16 protein-coding genes are annotated in these 17,370 nt (G+C 38.5%); 9 read left to right on the top strand and 7 right to left on the bottom strand.

Annotated elements, in window-relative coordinates; all coding sequences use genetic code 11:
- Nucleotides 1-44: 44 nt before the first annotated feature.
- The 4 genes from KKW16_RS02195 to KKW16_RS02180 all read right to left on the bottom strand — a co-directional run bounded on the left by KKW16_RS02195 (nt 45) and on the right by KKW16_RS02180 (nt 3,455).
- A complete protein-coding gene (locus KKW16_RS02195; RefSeq protein ID WP_215767877.1) occupies nt 45-851 on the bottom strand; it encodes a phosphate/phosphite/phosphonate ABC transporter substrate-binding protein in 807 nt (268 codons plus the stop codon).
- 13 nt (nt 852-864) lie between these two features.
- Complete coding sequence (locus tag KKW16_RS02190; protein WP_140519218.1) at nt 865-1,992, bottom strand: acyl-CoA dehydrogenase family protein; 1,128 nt, start codon at nt 1,990-1,992, stop codon at nt 865-867.
- Nucleotides 1,993-2,103: 111 nt separating this feature from the next.
- Nucleotides 2,104-2,892 carry a TatD family hydrolase gene (locus KKW16_RS02185; RefSeq protein ID WP_215767876.1) on the bottom strand — a complete coding sequence of 263 codons (789 nt, stop codon included), beginning with the start codon at nt 2,890-2,892 and terminating at the stop codon, nt 2,104-2,106.
- A gap of 53 nt (nt 2,893-2,945) precedes the next feature.
- Nucleotides 2,946-3,455: a peptidylprolyl isomerase gene (locus KKW16_RS02180; RefSeq protein WP_005634038.1), complete on the bottom strand. Its 510-nt coding sequence runs from the start codon at nt 3,453-3,455 to the stop codon at nt 2,946-2,948.
- A 102-nt stretch (nt 3,456-3,557) separates the two neighbouring features.
- Here KKW16_RS02180 and cysS point away from each other — a divergent pair, with 102 nt between their 5' ends.
- Nucleotides 3,558-4,937, top strand: a complete 1,380-nt coding sequence (cysS, locus tag KKW16_RS02175; protein ID WP_215767875.1) for a cysteine--tRNA ligase — start codon at nt 3,558-3,560, stop codon at nt 4,935-4,937.
- A 134-nt stretch (nt 4,938-5,071) separates the two neighbouring features.
- On the opposite strand, the gene fur is transcribed toward cysS, so the two are convergent.
- From fur to KKW16_RS02160, 3 genes are all read right to left on the bottom strand, one after another.
- Entirely contained in the window at nt 5,072-5,512 is a 441-nt protein-coding gene (gene fur / locus KKW16_RS02170) for a ferric iron uptake transcriptional regulator (protein ID WP_048954146.1), read from the bottom strand.
- A 29-nt stretch (nt 5,513-5,541) separates the two neighbouring features.
- A complete protein-coding gene (gene fldA, locus KKW16_RS02165; RefSeq protein ID WP_005646497.1) occupies nt 5,542-6,066 on the bottom strand; it encodes a flavodoxin FldA in 525 nt (174 codons plus the stop codon).
- A 98-nt stretch (nt 6,067-6,164) separates the two neighbouring features.
- Nucleotides 6,165-6,947 (bottom strand): alpha/beta fold hydrolase, encoded by a 783-nt coding sequence (locus tag KKW16_RS02160; protein WP_140449502.1) that lies wholly within the window; start codon nt 6,945-6,947, stop codon nt 6,165-6,167.
- Between the two features lie 69 nt (nt 6,948-7,016).
- On the opposite strand from KKW16_RS02160, the gene seqA reads away from it, so the two are divergent.
- The 8 genes from seqA to selD all read left to right on the top strand — a co-directional run bounded on the left by seqA (nt 7,017) and on the right by selD (nt 17,324).
- Entirely contained in the window at nt 7,017-7,628 is a 612-nt protein-coding gene (gene seqA / locus KKW16_RS02155; protein ID WP_048954144.1) for a replication initiation negative regulator SeqA, read from the top strand.
- A 2-nt stretch (nt 7,629-7,630) separates the two neighbouring features.
- Nucleotides 7,631-8,992, top strand: coding sequence for an o-succinylbenzoate--CoA ligase (gene menE / locus KKW16_RS02150; protein WP_215767908.1), 1,362 nt, complete (start codon nt 7,631-7,633; stop codon nt 8,990-8,992).
- 16 nt (nt 8,993-9,008) lie between these two features.
- The gene (gene mscK / locus KKW16_RS02145) at nt 9,009-12,347 is read left to right on the top strand and encodes a mechanosensitive channel MscK (protein ID WP_048954143.1); all 3,339 of its coding nucleotides are present in this window, start codon (nt 9,009-9,011) and stop codon (nt 12,345-12,347) included.
- Between the two features lie 11 nt (nt 12,348-12,358).
- Nucleotides 12,359-13,432, top strand: coding sequence for a chorismate synthase (gene aroC / locus KKW16_RS02140; RefSeq protein WP_215767874.1), 1,074 nt, complete (start codon nt 12,359-12,361; stop codon nt 13,430-13,432).
- A gap of 145 nt (nt 13,433-13,577) precedes the next feature.
- The gene (gene mepA, locus KKW16_RS02135; RefSeq protein WP_215767873.1) at nt 13,578-14,438 is read left to right on the top strand and encodes a penicillin-insensitive murein endopeptidase; all 861 of its coding nucleotides are present in this window, start codon (nt 13,578-13,580) and stop codon (nt 14,436-14,438) included.
- Between the two features lie 17 nt (nt 14,439-14,455).
- Nucleotides 14,456-15,223, top strand: coding sequence for a TSUP family transporter (locus tag KKW16_RS02130; RefSeq protein WP_215767872.1), 768 nt, complete (start codon nt 14,456-14,458; stop codon nt 15,221-15,223).
- A 46-nt stretch (nt 15,224-15,269) separates the two neighbouring features.
- On the top strand, nt 15,270-16,226 hold the full coding sequence (gene lpxM / locus KKW16_RS02125) for a lauroyl-Kdo(2)-lipid IV(A) myristoyltransferase (RefSeq protein ID WP_215767871.1): 957 nt from the start codon (nt 15,270-15,272) through the stop codon (nt 16,224-16,226).
- 57 nt (nt 16,227-16,283) lie between these two features.
- Nucleotides 16,284-17,324, top strand: coding sequence for a selenide, water dikinase SelD (gene selD / locus KKW16_RS02120; RefSeq protein WP_140527233.1), 1,041 nt, complete (start codon nt 16,284-16,286; stop codon nt 17,322-17,324).
- Nucleotides 17,325-17,370: the final 46 nt, after the last annotated feature.

Raw genomic sequence — 17,370 nt, 5'->3', positions numbered from 1 at the left:
ACAATGATGGGCGTTTATTACACGCCCATCATGACATATTGATATTAAAAGAATTTTAAATATTCATTGGCAGCTTGTAATTGAGCAAAACCTTTTGTTCTACCCGCAACCCAACGTTTTAATCCTTCCAAATCCATCATTTCTTTATGTTCTGGATTGTTGTAATCCATTTTGAACAAGGTTTCGGTGAATGCATTGAATTTGGTTTCATCTAATCCCACGCGCCCACTGAAAATACAATGGTCAAATAATGGTGTTTTTGCAAGTACTTGAACTGTTGCTGGATCGAGTGTGCCATCTTTTGTCCAACGTTCAAAGTTGAAATCTAACATCCATGTTGCCGCAACTTGGCGATCTTTTAATGCATTGGCGGCATCTAATTCACCGCCTACATGATCGCCGTGCAAACCAACATCCACATCAAAGCGTTTTTCTACATAATCTTGACCAAACTCCAAGCCATGTTGATGTAAAAACTCGATAGGAATTAACCGCGCTTGTGGGGAATCAATTGCACCAAAAGCTATAGTTTTATTTTTTAAATCTTCAATAGATTGAATGTTTGGATCATTAACAACTAAATAGCTTTGACGATCTTGGTCTGTATCACGCATGGCACCATTTAAGGTTTTACCACCACTACGTAAGTAACCATCTAACCAAGCTAGGGGAGAGTTCCACGCTATATCAATTTCATTATTGAGTAACGCATCAACTTGTCCTTTGTAGTCTTTGAAATACACGGGTTCAATAGGGAAGCCTTCTTTTTCGAAAAAGTCTGCAATAATGCCCCAAATAACCGTCACTTGTGGGGCGTAGATTACCGCCCCAATTTTTAATTTCTCACTCATTTTTCACCGCACTTTATGGAATTTGTTGACCTGTAATGGCTTTACCTAACCAAATATTTAGCACATCGACACTTGGCGCCATCACTTGGCTTGCTAATGCATCGCGTAAATAGCGTTCCATTGGTCCCATTTTGTTATAAGCCTTGCCACCGCCAATACGCATACCAATTTGAGCAAGAGTAATCGCGTTTTCGCTCGCGAGAATTCGGGCTGCTAATAATTTAGCTAATGCATCAGCATCACCTTCTGTGGCTGCACGAGCCGCATCTTGCGTAGCACATACAGCAGCGTTTGTGTTTGCATAGATTTTAGCTAAGTGAATTTGCACGGTTTCGATTTCAGCTAATGCAGTGCCCGATGTGTATTTACGGTGTGTTGAATGTTTAATTGCTTCAGTAAGCACGGCTTTACAGACGCCACTATAGACAGCAGCCAAGCCACAAATAAAGGCTGGCGCAATGCCACCAAATACTTGTTCTGCGCCGGCGCCAATTTCGCCAATACGCCAGCTTCGATCTAATGGCATATCGGTCATTCGCATAAAGCAAGAGACATTGCTACGCATACCTAAGCCATTCCAGCTATCGGCTTCAAAAGTTAAGCCTTGAGTGCCAAGTGGAAGCACCCAGTTATCAATAGTTTCACCATTTTCAGAAGGCAAAAGCGCTAAATAATAAGAGGCATAATTGCCCGATGTCACCATGGATTTTAAGCCATTGAATACTGCATGTTCAGCATTAAATTGTGCGGTTGCATCGGTAATATAGAAGTGAGTACCCGTACCTAATTCACTATAGGCGAGTGCGGCAAAGGTTTGATTTTTAACAATGTCAGAAAAGATTTTTTGTTTGAGTTGATCGCTGCCGAATAGATTTAAACAATTCACTGCAACGTTACTCATCATGTAACAGAGACCAGCAGAGGCTGAACTTTCAGCTAATGCCATACAGACTTCAGCGTGTTCTTTTAGGGTTAATCCCATTCCGCCGTATTCTTTTGGAATTAAAAGTGAAAACCAACCAGCTTTACCTAATTCCTTAAATGCCTGAACAGGAAATTCTTTTTTTTGATCGAGGTCGTCGGCGTAAGGCTCAATAAACTGTTCCGCTAACTTTCTCACCTGAGTATAGATTTGCGACATAATATATCCTTATTGTGTGTTGAGAAAAACTTTCTACAAGGCGGATATTATTATGCTCGGTTTCTTTTTTCTAGTATTTAATTCAAAATAATTTCAGTAATGTGACGTGGATCAAGAAAAAATCTGGCAAGCATTTTCCCATGTAACTTTTTTAATCAATTCAGTAGGTTCATTTCTTAAGGTACAAAGAGCTTTGAAACTTTCTACAATACGCTCCGGTCGATTAGGTTGGCCCTGAAAACCAAATACAGGCATATCTGGACTGTCTGTTTCCAATACTAAGGCATCAAGTGGTAGTTTTGCAATCGCTTGACGAGTTTTATTGGCGCGTTCATAAGTGATAGTGCCGCCAACCCCGATTTTATAACCTAAATCAACAAAGCGTTTTGCTTGATCGTAGCTTCCTGAAAAACCGTGTACCACGCCAAGTTTAGATAATGGAATACGTTTTAAAAAAGTAAAAATTTGATCATGGGTTTTTCGACTGTGAATATTGACGGGTAAATTAAATTGTTTTGCCAAATAAAGTTGGCTTTCAAAAAAATGACATTGTTTTGCCCAAAGTTCATCGGTGAGCAAATCGGGAATCGCACGTTCCAAACCAATTTCTGCCACCGCCGTGCAATTTGCATCACGATTTTTTAAGGCTTGTTCTAACAGAATCAAATCATTTTCGGCGTGTTCTTGAATATAAAGAGGATGGAGCCCAAGCCCATAGTACAAATTATCAGGAAAAAGTGCGGTCATATTTTGGATTGTTTTAAAATCAGCTTCTTTCACCGCCACAATCAGTATTTTTTGCACATCGGCTTGTTTAGCATTATCAACAATCTGCGACAAATTCTCCCCAGTAAATTGTTGGAGATAATCAAGATGCGTGTGAGTGTCGAAGAAAGGCATGAGCATTTTCCTTTAGGTCGATAAAAATGGCGGAATTCATCCGCCATTCACTATTATTCTACTGAAACCGATGTAATCACTACATCTTCAGTTGGAACATCTTGATGAAAGCCTTTGTTGCCTGTTTTCACTTTTTTGATTTTATCAACAACATCCATCCCTTCAACCACTTCACCAAATACCGCATAGCCCCATTCTTGAACGACTTCGCGGCCAAACATTTCTTTTGAACGATAATTTAAGAAATCATTGTCTGCCACATTAATGAAAAATTGTGCTGTCGCTGAATGAGGATCTGAAGTGCGAGCCATTGCAATGGTTCCACGTTTGTTACTTAAACGATTATTCGCTTCATTTTGAATTGGTGCTTTGGTTGCTTTTTCACGCATACCGCTTTCCATACCGCCGCCTTGAATCATAAAGCCATCAATAACACGGTGAAAAATTGTGTTATTATAAAAACCGTCTTTGCAGTAATTTAAGAAGTTTTCTGCTGTAACTGGAGCTTTATCAAAATCCAATTTAATTTTAATGTCGCCAAAGTTTGTGTGTAACGTAACCATTTTGTTTTCCTTCTGAAAAATTAAGGGTCGTATTATTCCACAATCGAGGTAAAAGTGCTATAAAAGTGCGGTTTGTTTTTATTTCATTTTACGAGCTTAAAAATGCTAAAAATTTTCAATACCTTAACGAGAGAAAAAGAAATCTTTAAACCTATCCACGAAAATAAAGTGGGAATGTATGTTTGTGGCGTTACTGTTTATGATTTGTGCCATATCGGTCATGGACGCACTTTTGTGTGTTTTGATGTGATTGCCCGTTATTTGCGTTCTTTGGGTTACGATTTAACTTATGTGCGCAATATTACGGATGTAGATGACAAAATTATTAAACGTGCGTTAGAAAACAAAGAAACCTGCGATCAGTTAGTAGATCGCATGGTGCAGGAAATGTATAAAGATTTTGATGCACTTAATGTCTTACGCCCTGATTTTGAGCCTCGCGCAACCCATCATATTCCTGAAATCATTGAAATTGTGGAAAAATTGATTAAACGTGGACATGCTTATGTCGCGGATAATGGTGATGTGATGTTTGATGTAGAAAGTTTCAAAGAATATGGCAAATTATCTCGTCAAGATCTTGAGCAATTACAAGCTGGTGCTCGTATTGAAATCAATGAAATCAAGAAAAATCCAATGGATTTCGTGCTTTGGAAAATGTCGAAAGAAAACGAACCCAGTTGGTCTTCCCCTTGGGGGGCAGGTCGTCCGGGTTGGCATATTGAATGTTCGGCTATGAACTGCAAACAGCTTGGCGAACATTTTGATATTCACGGTGGTGGCTCTGATTTAATGTTCCCACACCACGAAAATGAAATTGCACAATCTTGCTGTGCGCATGGCGGCCAATATGTGAATTATTGGATCCATTCTGGCATGATTATGGTGGATAAAGAAAAAATGTCTAAATCCCTCGGCAATTTCTTCACTATTCGTGATGTATTAAACCACTACAATGCAGAAGCAGTGCGTTATTTCTTATTAACGGCACATTATCGTAGCCAGCTCAATTATAGCGAAGAAAACTTGAATTTAGCGCAGGGTGCGTTGGAACGTTTATATACGGCTTTACGCGGAACGGATCAAAGTGCGGTTGCTTTTGGCGGAGAAAATTTTGTAGAAACTTTCGGTGAAGCAATGGATGATGATTTTAATACGCCAAATGCACTTTCTGTTTTATTCGAAATGGCGCGAGAAATTAACAAGTTAAAAACAGAAGATGTTGAGAAAGCCAATGGACTTGCCGCGCGTTTGCGTGAATTGGGGGCGATTTTAGGATTACTTCAACAAGAACCAGAGAAATTCTTACAAGCGGGTTCTAACGATGATGAAGTGGCAAAAATTGAAGCACTGATTAAACAACGCAATGAAGCCCGCGCTGCTAAAGATTGGGCAGCTGCAGATGCTGCGCGTAATGACCTTACCGCTATGGGTATCGTATTAGAAGATGGTCCGAATGGAACAACTTGGCGTAAGCAATAATAAGTTTATTGCCTATCGACTCACATTTAGATTCAAAAACTGACCAATTAAGTAGGTTAGAGAAGCGATTGGGTATTTTTATTGAAATTGATAAATGGAAAAAATAAAGGCGACTTTTAGTCGCCTTGTTGAGATTATTTATTTGAGTTTTCATCACACTTATTGATGTCACTACACTTACCGTAAAGGTATAAACTGTGAGCTTTTAATTTAATACCATATTGTTCGCTAATTTCGCGTTGGCGTTGTTCAATAATATTATCTGTGAATTCAAATACTTTTCCACAATCCTCGCAGATAATGTGATCGTGGTGCTCGACCGGAGCTAATTCAAATACTGATTTATTTCCTTCAAAATTATGACGGATTAAAATGTGTGCTTCGTCAAATTGATTAAGTACACGATAAACCGTTGCAAGCCCAATTTCACTACCTTGTTCAAGTAAAATCTTATATACATCTTCTGCAGAAAAATGCTCATTTTTGTGATTTTGCATTAAAGCAAGAATGGTTAAACGAGGTTCAGTAATTTTTAATCCAGCTTTTTTTAGTAATTTAATGTTTTCTTCAGACATAAAGTTCCCTTCCTTTTATGTGAAAAATTTTAAGCGAGCTCGGCTAAACACATTTCATCGTAAATTTGTTTACACCATTTTTCTACACGTTCTGCTGTGAGTTCAGGTTGGCGATCTTCATCAATACACAACCCAATGAAAGTCCCATCTTCTAATAATGCTTTTGATGCTTCAAAAGTATAACCTTCAGTTGGCCAGTTACCCACAATGATTGCGCCGTGCGGTTCTACGATGTCACGCACGGTGCCGATAGCATCACAGAAATAATCAGCATAGTCTTCTTGATCGCCACAGCCGAAAATACCTACGAGTTTATCTGTAAAATCGATTTCTTCTAACGTTGGGAAAAAATCATCCCAGTCAGCTTGTGCTTCACCGTAATACCAAGTCGGAATACCGAAAAGTAAGAAATCGTATGCTTCAATATCTTCTTTGCTACTTTTGGCAATATCACGAATATCGATTAAGTCATTACCTAATTGTTTTTGGATCATTTTCGCGATGTTTTCGGTATTGCCTGTGTCACTGCCATAAAATAGACCAACAACTGCCATTTTTCTTTCCTTTTAAAATTTAATGAATTGATTATAAATAGGGGATATACCCTAAATTATATGGGAGTATACTACAAAAGTATTCTCATTTAAATTAATTAATTCTTATTTACAAACCGCTCTATCGCACGTATAACAAATTCAGGCTTTTCAGCATGCACCCAATGCCCACAACCACTGATAGTAAAAGACGTCGCATGAGGAAATTGTTCTAAAATTTTGTCGCTATTCTCTATTTTTATATAAGAAGAATTTCCGCCTTTAATAAACAGCGTCGGCGTGAGTACATGTACCTTTTCCCAATCCATAATGTTAGCGTAATTGTTGAAAAGTGCGGTGAGATTAAAGCGAAAATAATTAGGTGAACTGGGCTCAAAAGATTTCAGCATAAATTGCACGACATCCTGATCGTCAATTTCCTTTTCTAAGAGTGGTTTTGCCTCTTGACGAGTTTGAGGGGCTGCATTTTTTACAGCGAATAAGCCATTAAACACATCTTTATGTCCAAATCCTTCGTAAGGCAGGGGAGACATATCAATTACAATTAATTTTTCGACTAATTCAGGGCAAAGTGCGGTGATTCTCATGGCGGTTTTTCCCCCCATAGAATGGCCAATTAATATCACTTTGGGTAAATTTAAGTGGCGAATGACTGCAATAACATCTTCAGCCATAAGTTGATAAGTCATTTTTTCCGAATGAAAACTATGTCCGTGATTGCGCAGATCTACGCGTAAAATATTGTAATTTTCGCTAAAAGCTCTGGCGATGATGCCAAGGTTATTCATATCCCCGAACAAACCATGAATAAAAACTAAAGTTGGAGAATTAATCGTTTGTTTTACTTGATTAAATTGATAATTGAGCAATGAATTTGCCATAATTTTTGCGTGAGAATTTGTAAAGAAGTCGCTATAATTAAAAAAATTCTAGCAAACAGAGAGAAAAAAATGAAGATCATTGAAGTTGATGAAGAATTATACCAATACATTGCGAGCCAAACCCGCTCTATTGGGGAAAGTGCTTCGGATATTTTACGCCGTTTGCTTAATTTACCGGCACATGCGAGTGTTTTCGCCGATGACTTAACATTTGTTCCGGCTGAAAATAACGAAAAAACAGAATCAAAAGTGGAAGTACTGACTGAACCTGCTAAGTCAGAAAGTGTAAAACCGACCAAAAAACAGCCGATAACTGCGATTAATCAGATCGTAGAAAAAGTTCAAACGTTGTTGAACTCGACAGAATTTCAAGAAGAAGGCAAAGCTGTTACGCGTTTCTTAGCTATTCTACGCGTGCTTTATCGCACTAATCCTGAGAGTTTTGCACAAGCCACAGAATCTTTACAAGGCCGTACTCGAGTTTATTTTGCGCGTGATGAAGCGACATTGTTAATGACCGGCAATCATACAAAACCCAAACAAATTCCAGATACGCCTTATTGGGTTATTACTAATACAAACAGTGGTCGTAAAATGCTGATGTTGGAAGGCGCAATGCAATCAATGGATTTGCCTGAAAGTTTAATTGACGAAGTGCGGGCATATTTCACGGTAAATTAATGATGTATCCTTGGCAAGCATTTGCTATCCAACCTAAGTTTTCTCATAAAATCGCCTTGCGCACTGCACAGGGCGATATTTTTAATTGGGCGCAAGTAGCCGAGAAAGTGAACCAAACTGTTTCCTTTTTACAAAATAAAGGTGTAAATCCTGAAAGTGCGGTTGCTTTTATTGGAAAAAATACAGAAAACATTTTATTTTTATATCTTGCCACAATCCAATTTGGTGCAAAAATTCTAGGTATTAATCCGGCTTTCCCTCAAGAAAAAATTGCTGAGTTGTGTGAAGTTCATCACATCGATTTTTGTTTTTATGATGAAGATTTGAGGGATTTGCCAAAAGCCGATGTTGTAATCCAAAAAGCTGATTTCTTTCGCCCTGCGACAATGACGCTCACGTCTGGCTCTACAGGTTTGCCAAAAGCGGTAGTACATAATGTTCAAGCGCATTTAGATAATGCGAAGGGCGTATGCGAATTGATGAAGTTTGATAGCGAACATTCTTGGCTACTTTCCTTGCCGTTATATCATGTTTCAGGACAAGGTATTGTTTGGCGTTGGTTGAGTTGTGGTGCTGAATTGCATTTTCCGAAAACGGATTTTTACGCTTCATTATTGGAGGCGACTCACGTTTCTCTTGTACCAACACAATTACAGCGTTTATTAGATTATTTACAGAAAAATCCGAGCATTTCATTTGCTACACGCCATATTTTACTGGGCGGTGCGCATATTCCGACAGAACTTACACAAAAAATGGTGAAATATGGTATCGAAACGTATTCTGGCTATGGAATGACAGAAATGGCTTCTACGGTTTTTGCCAAAAAATCTGATAAAAAACAAGGCGTAGGGCAACCGCTATTAGCTCGAGAATATCGTTTGGTGAACGATGAAGTTTGGCTAAAAGGCGCTGGTTTGGCGATGGGGTATTGGAAAGAACAACAAATTTTTCCATTAACGAATAGCGACGGCTGGCTTCAGACAAAAGATAAAGGCATTTTGCAAGAGGGCGAACTGGTTATTATCGGACGACTTGATAATATGTTTATTTCAGGCGGTGAAAATATTCAGCCAGAAGAAATAGAGCAAGTGATTCTGAAAAATGCTATGGTGAAACAAGTTTTTGTTTTTCCCAAAGCCGATCATGAATTTGGCTATCGCCCAGTTGCGATTGTTGCTTTGAATGAACCCTTTAATCAAAGTGCGGTCGAAAAACTCACTGAATTTTTACAAGATAAATTGGCTCGTTTTAAACAGCCAATAGCTTATTATGAATTGCCAGTAGATCTATCTGCTGGCGCAATAAAAATATCACGTAAAGTGCTTGCCGATTGGTTAGCAAAACAAATAAACGAACAATAAAAAATACAGGTAAATTATGAAAACATCACGTTTTTTCACCGCACTTTTAGCTACAGCTTTAATTGGTTGGGCGATGGTGCATCCAGCATTGGCTGCAAATAAAAGCAATATATTATTACCTACGGAGCAAGAGCTCACCGCAGATTTGGCTGATGTGCAAAAAATGGCTGATGGTGGTGCAAAAACAGCACTTATTAATGAATTGCAAACCTCTTTAGATTTATTGCAACTCATTCAAACTCAACAAAAAAATAATGAAGATTTACATGATGTTTTAGCCCATGCTGACAGTGAAATTAAAAAAAATAATGCGGATTTATTAGCGTTTAAGAAGCAGTTAGAACAATCTAAATCAGTCGATTATCAAGCACAAAATTTAGCAGATTTACAGGCTGCATTAAGCAAACTTAGTGCTCAACAGCAGGAAACGCAAACAGCACTAAGTAAAGCGAATACTCAATTAGCGGGGCAAAGTTCTGTATCTGAGCGTGCACAAACCAGTCTTACTGAGAATTTGAAACGTACACAAGAAATTAATCAACAATTAGCCGATAGCAATCTTACAAAAACTTTACGTCAAAAAAATCAAATAGAATTACAGCTGATTGATTTAAAAAACGCTTACAACCAAGATTTATTGAAAAATAGTGATCAGCTGACATTGCTTTATCAAAGTCGCTATGATTTGTTAAATGCTCGTTTACAGGTGCTACAGCAACAAATTGTGGCGATCCAAGAAGTGATTAATCAGAAAAACTTAGCGCAAACTCAAAACCAAGTGGAACAAGTTCAGCAACAGCAACTAAATAGTGCAAAAAATGCCTATATTCAGAAAGAATTGGCGCGTAATGCGGACTTGAGTCAATATTTGCTACAACAAACTGAGAAAACTAATATCTTGACGCAAGATGACTTGAGAATGCGTAATGTGTTGGAGAGTCTTACTCAAACTCAACATACGATTGATGAACAAATTAGCGCTTTACAAGGTACATTGGTACTTTCTCGTATTATTCAGCAACAAAAACAAAAATTACCAACTAATTTAAATATTCAAGGTTTATCAAAACAAATTGCGGATTTGAGGGTTCAGATTTTTGATATTACTCAAAAACGTAATGAGCTTTACGATTTAGATGCTTATATTCTTAAAGTAGAATCAGATGAAGGCGAAAAATTTAGTAATACAGAGAAGATTCAATTAACGAATTTATTAACTGAGCGTCGGAAAGTTTTATCTGACTTAATTAAATCATTGAATAGCCAGCTTAATTTAGCTATTTCATTAGAGCTTACTCAGCAGCAAATTACTCAAATAAGTGATCAAGTCCAAGCTAAATTAGATCAACAAAGTTTTTGGGTTAAAAGTAATAATCCTATTAATTTAGATTGGTTTAGTGAATTACCACATATATTTGTTGCTCAAGTAGATGGTATTGTGAAGAAAATTGGTTTTCCAACCAACTATAGTAATTTACCTTATTTGCTGATGTATTTCTTTGCTCTGTTTGTTGTAGGCGGTGCGATTTTTCGCTTTAAAGAACGTATTAAACAGCGTTTAGCCAAAATTAATAGTGAAATTAATCGTTTGAAATATGACAATCAATGGAATACTCCATTAGCTATATTATTGACTGCATTTTTAACTCTTTCAGGGACATTATGGTTTTTAGCCATTTGTCAAATGATTGGTTTCTTTTTTGTGAAAAATCCAACTGAGTTTTGGGATTGGTCGTTTAGTATGGCGGGCTATTGGTGGTTCTTCACGTTTTGGCTTTCTTTATTCCGCCCAAATGGGATTTTTGTCCATCACTTTGAATTTTCTCAACAAAGTGCGGTGCGTTTTCAAAGTGTAATTAAACGTATTGTTGTAGCGGTTGTGTTGTTACTGAATACATCAGTATTTAGTAACGTGACCGATTATGGGTTAGCAAATGATGTGATTGGACAGGTGAATACAATAGTTTCATTGCTGTTCTGCATTATTATCATCGCCCCACGTTTCAAAAATGTGCTACGTTCTTACGAAGATGAGAAAAAAAGCCATAACCACATTATTGTCAAAATCGTTCAATTCGGTTTACAGATTATTCCTGTTGGCTTAGTGATATTAGTTGCCTTGGGATACTATTACACTGCGTTGAATTTAATACAGCATCTGATTAATTCTTATATCGCATGGTGTGTGTGGTGGTTAATTCGTCAAGTGATTTATCGTGGTATTACTGTATCCTCTCGTCGCTTGGCTCATCGCCGTTTAGAAGAAAAACGTAATCAGAAACGGGCAAGCATCAATGAAGGATCAACATCCGATGAGCTTGTTCTTAATGAAAAAGAAGAAGGCTTAGCGCTGAATGAAGTGCGTAGCCAATTATTGCGTTTTGCGGATCTTTTCATTTGGACTGCTTTGTTTGGCATTTTCTACTATGTTTGGTCAGATCTTGTAACGGTGGCAAGTTATTTGCGTGAAGTTACCTTATGGCAGCAAACAACAACTACTGAAGCTGGCACAGTGATGGAAAGTATCACTTTATTTAATCTTCTCGTTGCCTTGGTTATTGTAGGGATTACTTATGTGTTAGTACGCAATATCTCAGGTATTTTAGAAGTACTAATTTTCTCACGGGTTAAACTTTCACAAGGCACGCCTTATACTATTACTACATTATTAACTTATGTTTTAGTTGCGGTTGGCGGGGCGTGGGCATTTGCTACATTAGGCATGTCGTGGTCTAAATTGCAATGGTTGTTTGCAGCCCTTTCAGTTGGTTTGGGCTTTGGTATGCAAGAAATCTTTGCAAACTTTGTATCTGGGATTATTTTATTGTTTGAACGCCCAATTCGAGTGGGCGATACCGTTACCATAAATGGTGTCACCGGTACGGTAGCGAAAATCCGTATTCGTGCAATTACAATGATTGATCCTGATAGAAAAGAAGTGATTGTGCCGAATAAATCGTTTGTAACAGGGCAAGTGACGAACTGGGCATTATCAAATACCATTACTCGTTTAGTTATATCTGTGGGGGTTGCTTATAACTCCGATTTAGAATTAGTAAAACGTTTGTTGTTACAAGCTGCTAATGAATTGCCGAGCGTTTTAAAAGAGCCTGAGCCAAGAGCGTTGTTTTTAAATTTTGGTGCAAGCACTTTAGACCATGAGTTACGAGTTTATGTCGGACAGGTTTCAGATCGTAATGATACGCTAGATTTATTAAATCGCCGTGTAAATCAATTATTTAAAGAAAATAATATAGACATTGCTTTCAATCAATTGGATATCTTTATTAAAAATAACGACACGGGTGAAGAGATTCCATTTATTAATATGGAAAAATTAACTAAAACTAATTAAAGAGAAATAATATGGCAGGTAACACAATCGGACAACTTTTTCGTGTGACAACCTTTGGGGAGTCACATGGTATTGCATTAGGCTGTATCGTTGATGGGATACCGCCAAATCTCGAATTATCTGAGAAAGATATTCAACCAGATTTAGATCGTCGTAAACCAGGGACATCTCGATATACTACGCCGCGTCGTGAGGATGATGAAGTTCAAATTTTATCTGGTGTGTTTGAGGGAAAAACGACAGGCACAAGTATTGGGATGATCATTAAAAATGGTGATCAGCGTTCGCAAGATTATGGTGATATTAAAGATCGTTTCCGCCCAGGTCATGCAGATTTTACCTATCAGCAAAAGTATGGAATCCGTGATTACCGTGGCGGTGGGCGTTCGTCAGCACGTGAAACAGCGATGAGGGTTGCAGCGGGAGCGATTGCGAAAAAATATTTACGCGAACATTTTGGTATTGAAGTGCGGGGTTTTTTAAGTCAAATTGGTCATGTGAAAATTGCTCCGCAGACCATCGGAGACATTGATTGGGAAAAGGTAAACAGCAATCCATTCTTTTGTCCTGATGAAAGTGCGGTAGAAAAATTCGATGAATTGATCCGTGAACTTAAAAAAGAAGGGGATTCTATTGGCGCTAAACTTACCGTTATCGCTGAAAATGTTCCAGTCGGATTAGGTGAGCCAGTATTTGACCGTTTAGATGCGGATCTTGCCCATGCATTAATGGGAATTAATGCAGTAAAAGGCGTCGAAATTGGTGATGGTTTTGAGGTGGTTGAGCAACGTGGAAGTGAACACCGTGATGAAATGACACCCGATGGATTTGAAAGCAATCATGCTGGTGGTATTTTAGGGGGAATTAGTTCTGGCCAACCGATTATCGCCACTATTGCGCTAAAACCGACTTCAAGTATTACGATTCCTGGTCGTTCTATCAATCTTAATGGTGAAACCGTAGAGGTTGTAACAAAAGGTCGACATGATCCTTGTGTGGGTATTCGTGCTGTACCCATCGCAGAAGCCATGATGGCGATTGTCTTATTAGATCATCTATTACGTTTTAAGGCACAGTGTAAGTGATCTTAATGTAAATTTAAGGCTAGGTCGCTATCTCCTAGATAAGCGTTGATGTTACCCCTTTGAGCAATGAATGTTCCTCAAAGGGGAGTTATTTTTTATCGTGGGTATATTTATCGACGATGAAACTATTGATGATAATATTAGAATGAATAAAATTTTATTAAAAACATCCATAATTTTTACCGCACTTTTCTCTATTAACGTTGTTGCCTCTCCTCTAGATTGGCAAAAAGTGAAACGTCCCATTCCAAGTGACGATGGGAAAGCAAAACCTATTGGTAGTTATACCAATGGGTGTATTATTGGGGCGCAAGCATTACCGCCGAAAGGGGAAGGTTACCAAGTGATTCGTATGAATCGCAATCGCTATTATGGCCACCCAAATATGATTCAGTATCTTAAACGTTTGGGACAACGCGCTAAAGCTGCTGGGTTGCCAACGATGTTAGTAGGCGATATTGCCATGCCTGGTGGCGGACGATTTTTAACTGGCCATGCTAGCCATCAGATGGGATTAGATGCAGATATTTGGTTAAGAATGGGTGAAATGTCAGACGCCGATGCGCTGAACTCTGATGGCAAAGGTTTATTAGTTGTGGATAGAAATACACAACGAGTAGATGAGCGAGTGTGGAATAGCAATCATGCGATGTTAATCAAGTTAGCCGCGCAAGATCCAAGCGTAACACGTATTTTTGTTAATCCTGCGATTAAGGTAAAATTATGCCAAACCGCTGGCAATGATCGCGGTTGGCTACACAAAGTTAGACCTTGGTATGGTCACGACTCTCATTTTCATGTTCGTTTAACTTGCCCAGCAGATGCGCCTTATTGTGAAAATCAAGCGCCTGTGCCTGCTGGTGATGGTTGTGGAGACGAATTATATTCTTGGTTTGAACCGCCAAAACCAGGCACTTCAGTGAGTAAACCTAAAGTTACACCACCAGAGCCATTTTTGTGCCAACAAATTTTGAACTCACCGAATCGGAGTGAATGGTTAGAATAGCATTAAGGTAAATCAATATGGATATCGGAATTGATCTTTTAGCAATATTGTTTTGTGTTGGTTTTGTCGCATCCTTTATTGATGCAATTGCTGGCGGTGGTGGATTAATCACCATTCCAGCGTTGCTCATGACAGGTATGCCACCTGCAATGGCGTTAGGTACCAATAAATTGCAAGCTATGGGGGGGGCATTATCCGCAAGCCTTTATTTCTTGCGAAAAAGAGCGGTCAATTTACGCAATATTTGGTTTATTTTGATTTGGGTTTTCTTAGGTTCTGCCCTAGGTACATTATTAATTCAATCAATTGATGTGGCTATTTTCAAAAAAATTCTGCCTTTTTTGATTTTAGCTATTGGTCTGTATTTTTTATTTACCCCTAAATTAGGCGATGAAGATCGAAAACAGCGTTTAAGCTATCTGTTATTTGGTCTTTTAGTTAGCCCATTTTTAGGTTTTTATGATGGCTTCTTTGGCCCAGGAACTGGCTCAATCATGAGTTTAGCCTGTGTTACTTTGCTAGGATTTAATCTCCCGAAAGCGACAGCACATGCAAAAGTGATGAACTTTACGTCTAATCTTGCTTCTTTTGCGCTTTTCTTATTGGGCGGACAAATTCTTTGGAAAGTGGGTTTCGTGATGATGGCAGGGAGCATTTTAGGTGCAAATTTAGGCGCCAAAATGGTGATGACGAAAGGTAAAACTTTGATTCGACCAATGGTTGTTATCATGTCTTTTATGATGACGGCTAAAATGGTTTACGATCAGGGCTGGTTTCATTTTTAATTCGGAAAGCGCGTAAAAGTGCGGTTAAAATTAATTACATTTTATTATGTCGGATAATCAACAAAATTTACGTTTGACGGCGAGAGTGGGTTATGAAGCGCACTTTTCATGGTCGTATTTAAAGCCTCAATATTGGGGAATTTGGCTAGGTATTTTCTTTTTATTGTTGTTAGCATTTGTGCCTTTTCGTCTGCGCGATAAATTGGCGGGAAAATTAGGTGTATGGATTGGACATAAAGCAAAGAAACAGCGTACGCGTGCACAAACTAACTTGCAATATTGTTTCCCTCATTGGACTGAGCAACAACGTAATCAAGTCATTGATAAAATGTTCGAGGTTGTCGCTCAGGTTATGTTTGGTATTGGTGAGATTGCTATCCGTTCAAAGAAACATTTACAAAAACGCAGCGAATTTATCGGTCTTGAACATATTGAACAGGCAAAAGCTGAAGGCAAGAATATTATTCTTATGGTGCCACATGGCTGGGCGATTGATGCGTCTGGTATTATTTTGCACACTCAAGGTATGCCAATGACTTCTATGTATAATCCACACCGTAATCCATTGGTGGATTGGCTTTGGACAATTACACGCCAACGTTTCGGCGGAAAAATGCATGCTCGCCAAAATGGTATTAAACCTTTTTTAAATCATGTCCGTAAAGGTGAAATGGGTTATTACTTACCTGATGAAGATTTTGGTGCGGAGCAAAGCGTATTTGTTGATTTCTTTGGAACTTATAAAGCGACATTGCCGGGATTAAATAAAATGGCAAAACTTTCTAAAGCCGTTGTTATTCCAATGTTTCCTCGTTATAACGCTGAAACTGGCAAATATGAAATGGAAATTCATCCAGCAATGAATTTAAGTGATGAGCCTGAACAATCAGCTCGAGCAATGAACGAAGAAATAGAATCTTTTGTTACGCCAGCGCCAGAACAATATGTTTGGATTTTGCAATTATTGCGTACAAGGAAAGATGGCGAAGATCTTTATGATTAAGAATAGGGGTTTGAAAGTCATATTCTCGAAAATGGATATTCAACAAGGTAAATAAAAATGGAAGAAAAAATTCGGCTGACGCAATACAGCCATGGTGCAGGTTGAGGCTGTAAAATTTCGCCTAAGGTGTTAGGGACAATTTTACATTCAGAACTGGAAAAATTTTATGATCCAAGTTTGCTCGTCGGCAATGAAACCGCAGACGATGCGGCGGTGTATGATCTTGGTAATGGAACTGCAATTATCAGTACCACCGACTTTTTCATGCCGATTGTAGATGATCCTTTTGATTTTGGACGAATTGCCGCAACCAATGCCATTAGTGATATTTTTGCTATGGGCGGTAAGCCGATTATGGGAATCGCTATTTTAGGTTTTCCAACCAATGTATTACCGGCAGAAGTCGCACAGAAAATTGTTGATGGCGGTCGCTTTGCTTGCCATCAAGCGGGGATTGCTTTGGCGGGGGGACATTCCATTGATTCGCCTGAACCTATTTTTGGTTTAGCCGTGACAGGCGTGATTGACACTGAAAAAGTAAAACGTAATGCGTCTGCAAAATTAGGTTGTAAGCTTTATATGACGAAACCGCTTGGTATTGGTATTTTGACGACGGCGGAGAAAAAAGGAAAACTTAAGCCTGAACATCAAGGTTTAGCTACTGCCGCCATGTGCCAAATGAATTCCATTGGCAGTCAATTTTCCCAAGTGGATGGCGTCACCGCAATGACGGATGTCACGGGATTTGGTTTACTTGGTCATTTAATTGAAATCTGTGAAGGTTCAAATTTAAGTGCGGTAGTTTTTGCGGACAAAATTAAAACCTTGGACGGTGTTAAAGATTATATTGCTCAAGGTTGCGTACCCGGTGGAACAGGGCGTAATTTTGAAAGTTATGGGCATAAAGTTGGCGCATTAACGGAAGAACAAAAAGCGATATTGTGTGATCCTCAAACATCAGGCGGTTTGTTAGTGGCAGTTGAGCCTAATAGCATTCAAACGGTCATTGAAATAGCCAAAGATGCGGGTATTGATTTATATGAAGCGGGGGAATTAAAACCTAAATCAGAACTCGATGTCGTCGTAGAAATAGTTTAATAAAAAAGCGTGGAAATTTTAAAATCCACGCTTTTTTATTTTATAG

Source organism: Haemophilus sp. SZY H8, assembly GCF_018829755.1.
Classification (GTDB): Bacteria; Pseudomonadota; Gammaproteobacteria; order Enterobacterales; family Pasteurellaceae; genus Haemophilus; species Haemophilus haemolyticus_K.
Note: the sequence above shows the minus strand (reverse complement) of the source record. Positions and strands in the feature narration are given on the sequence as shown.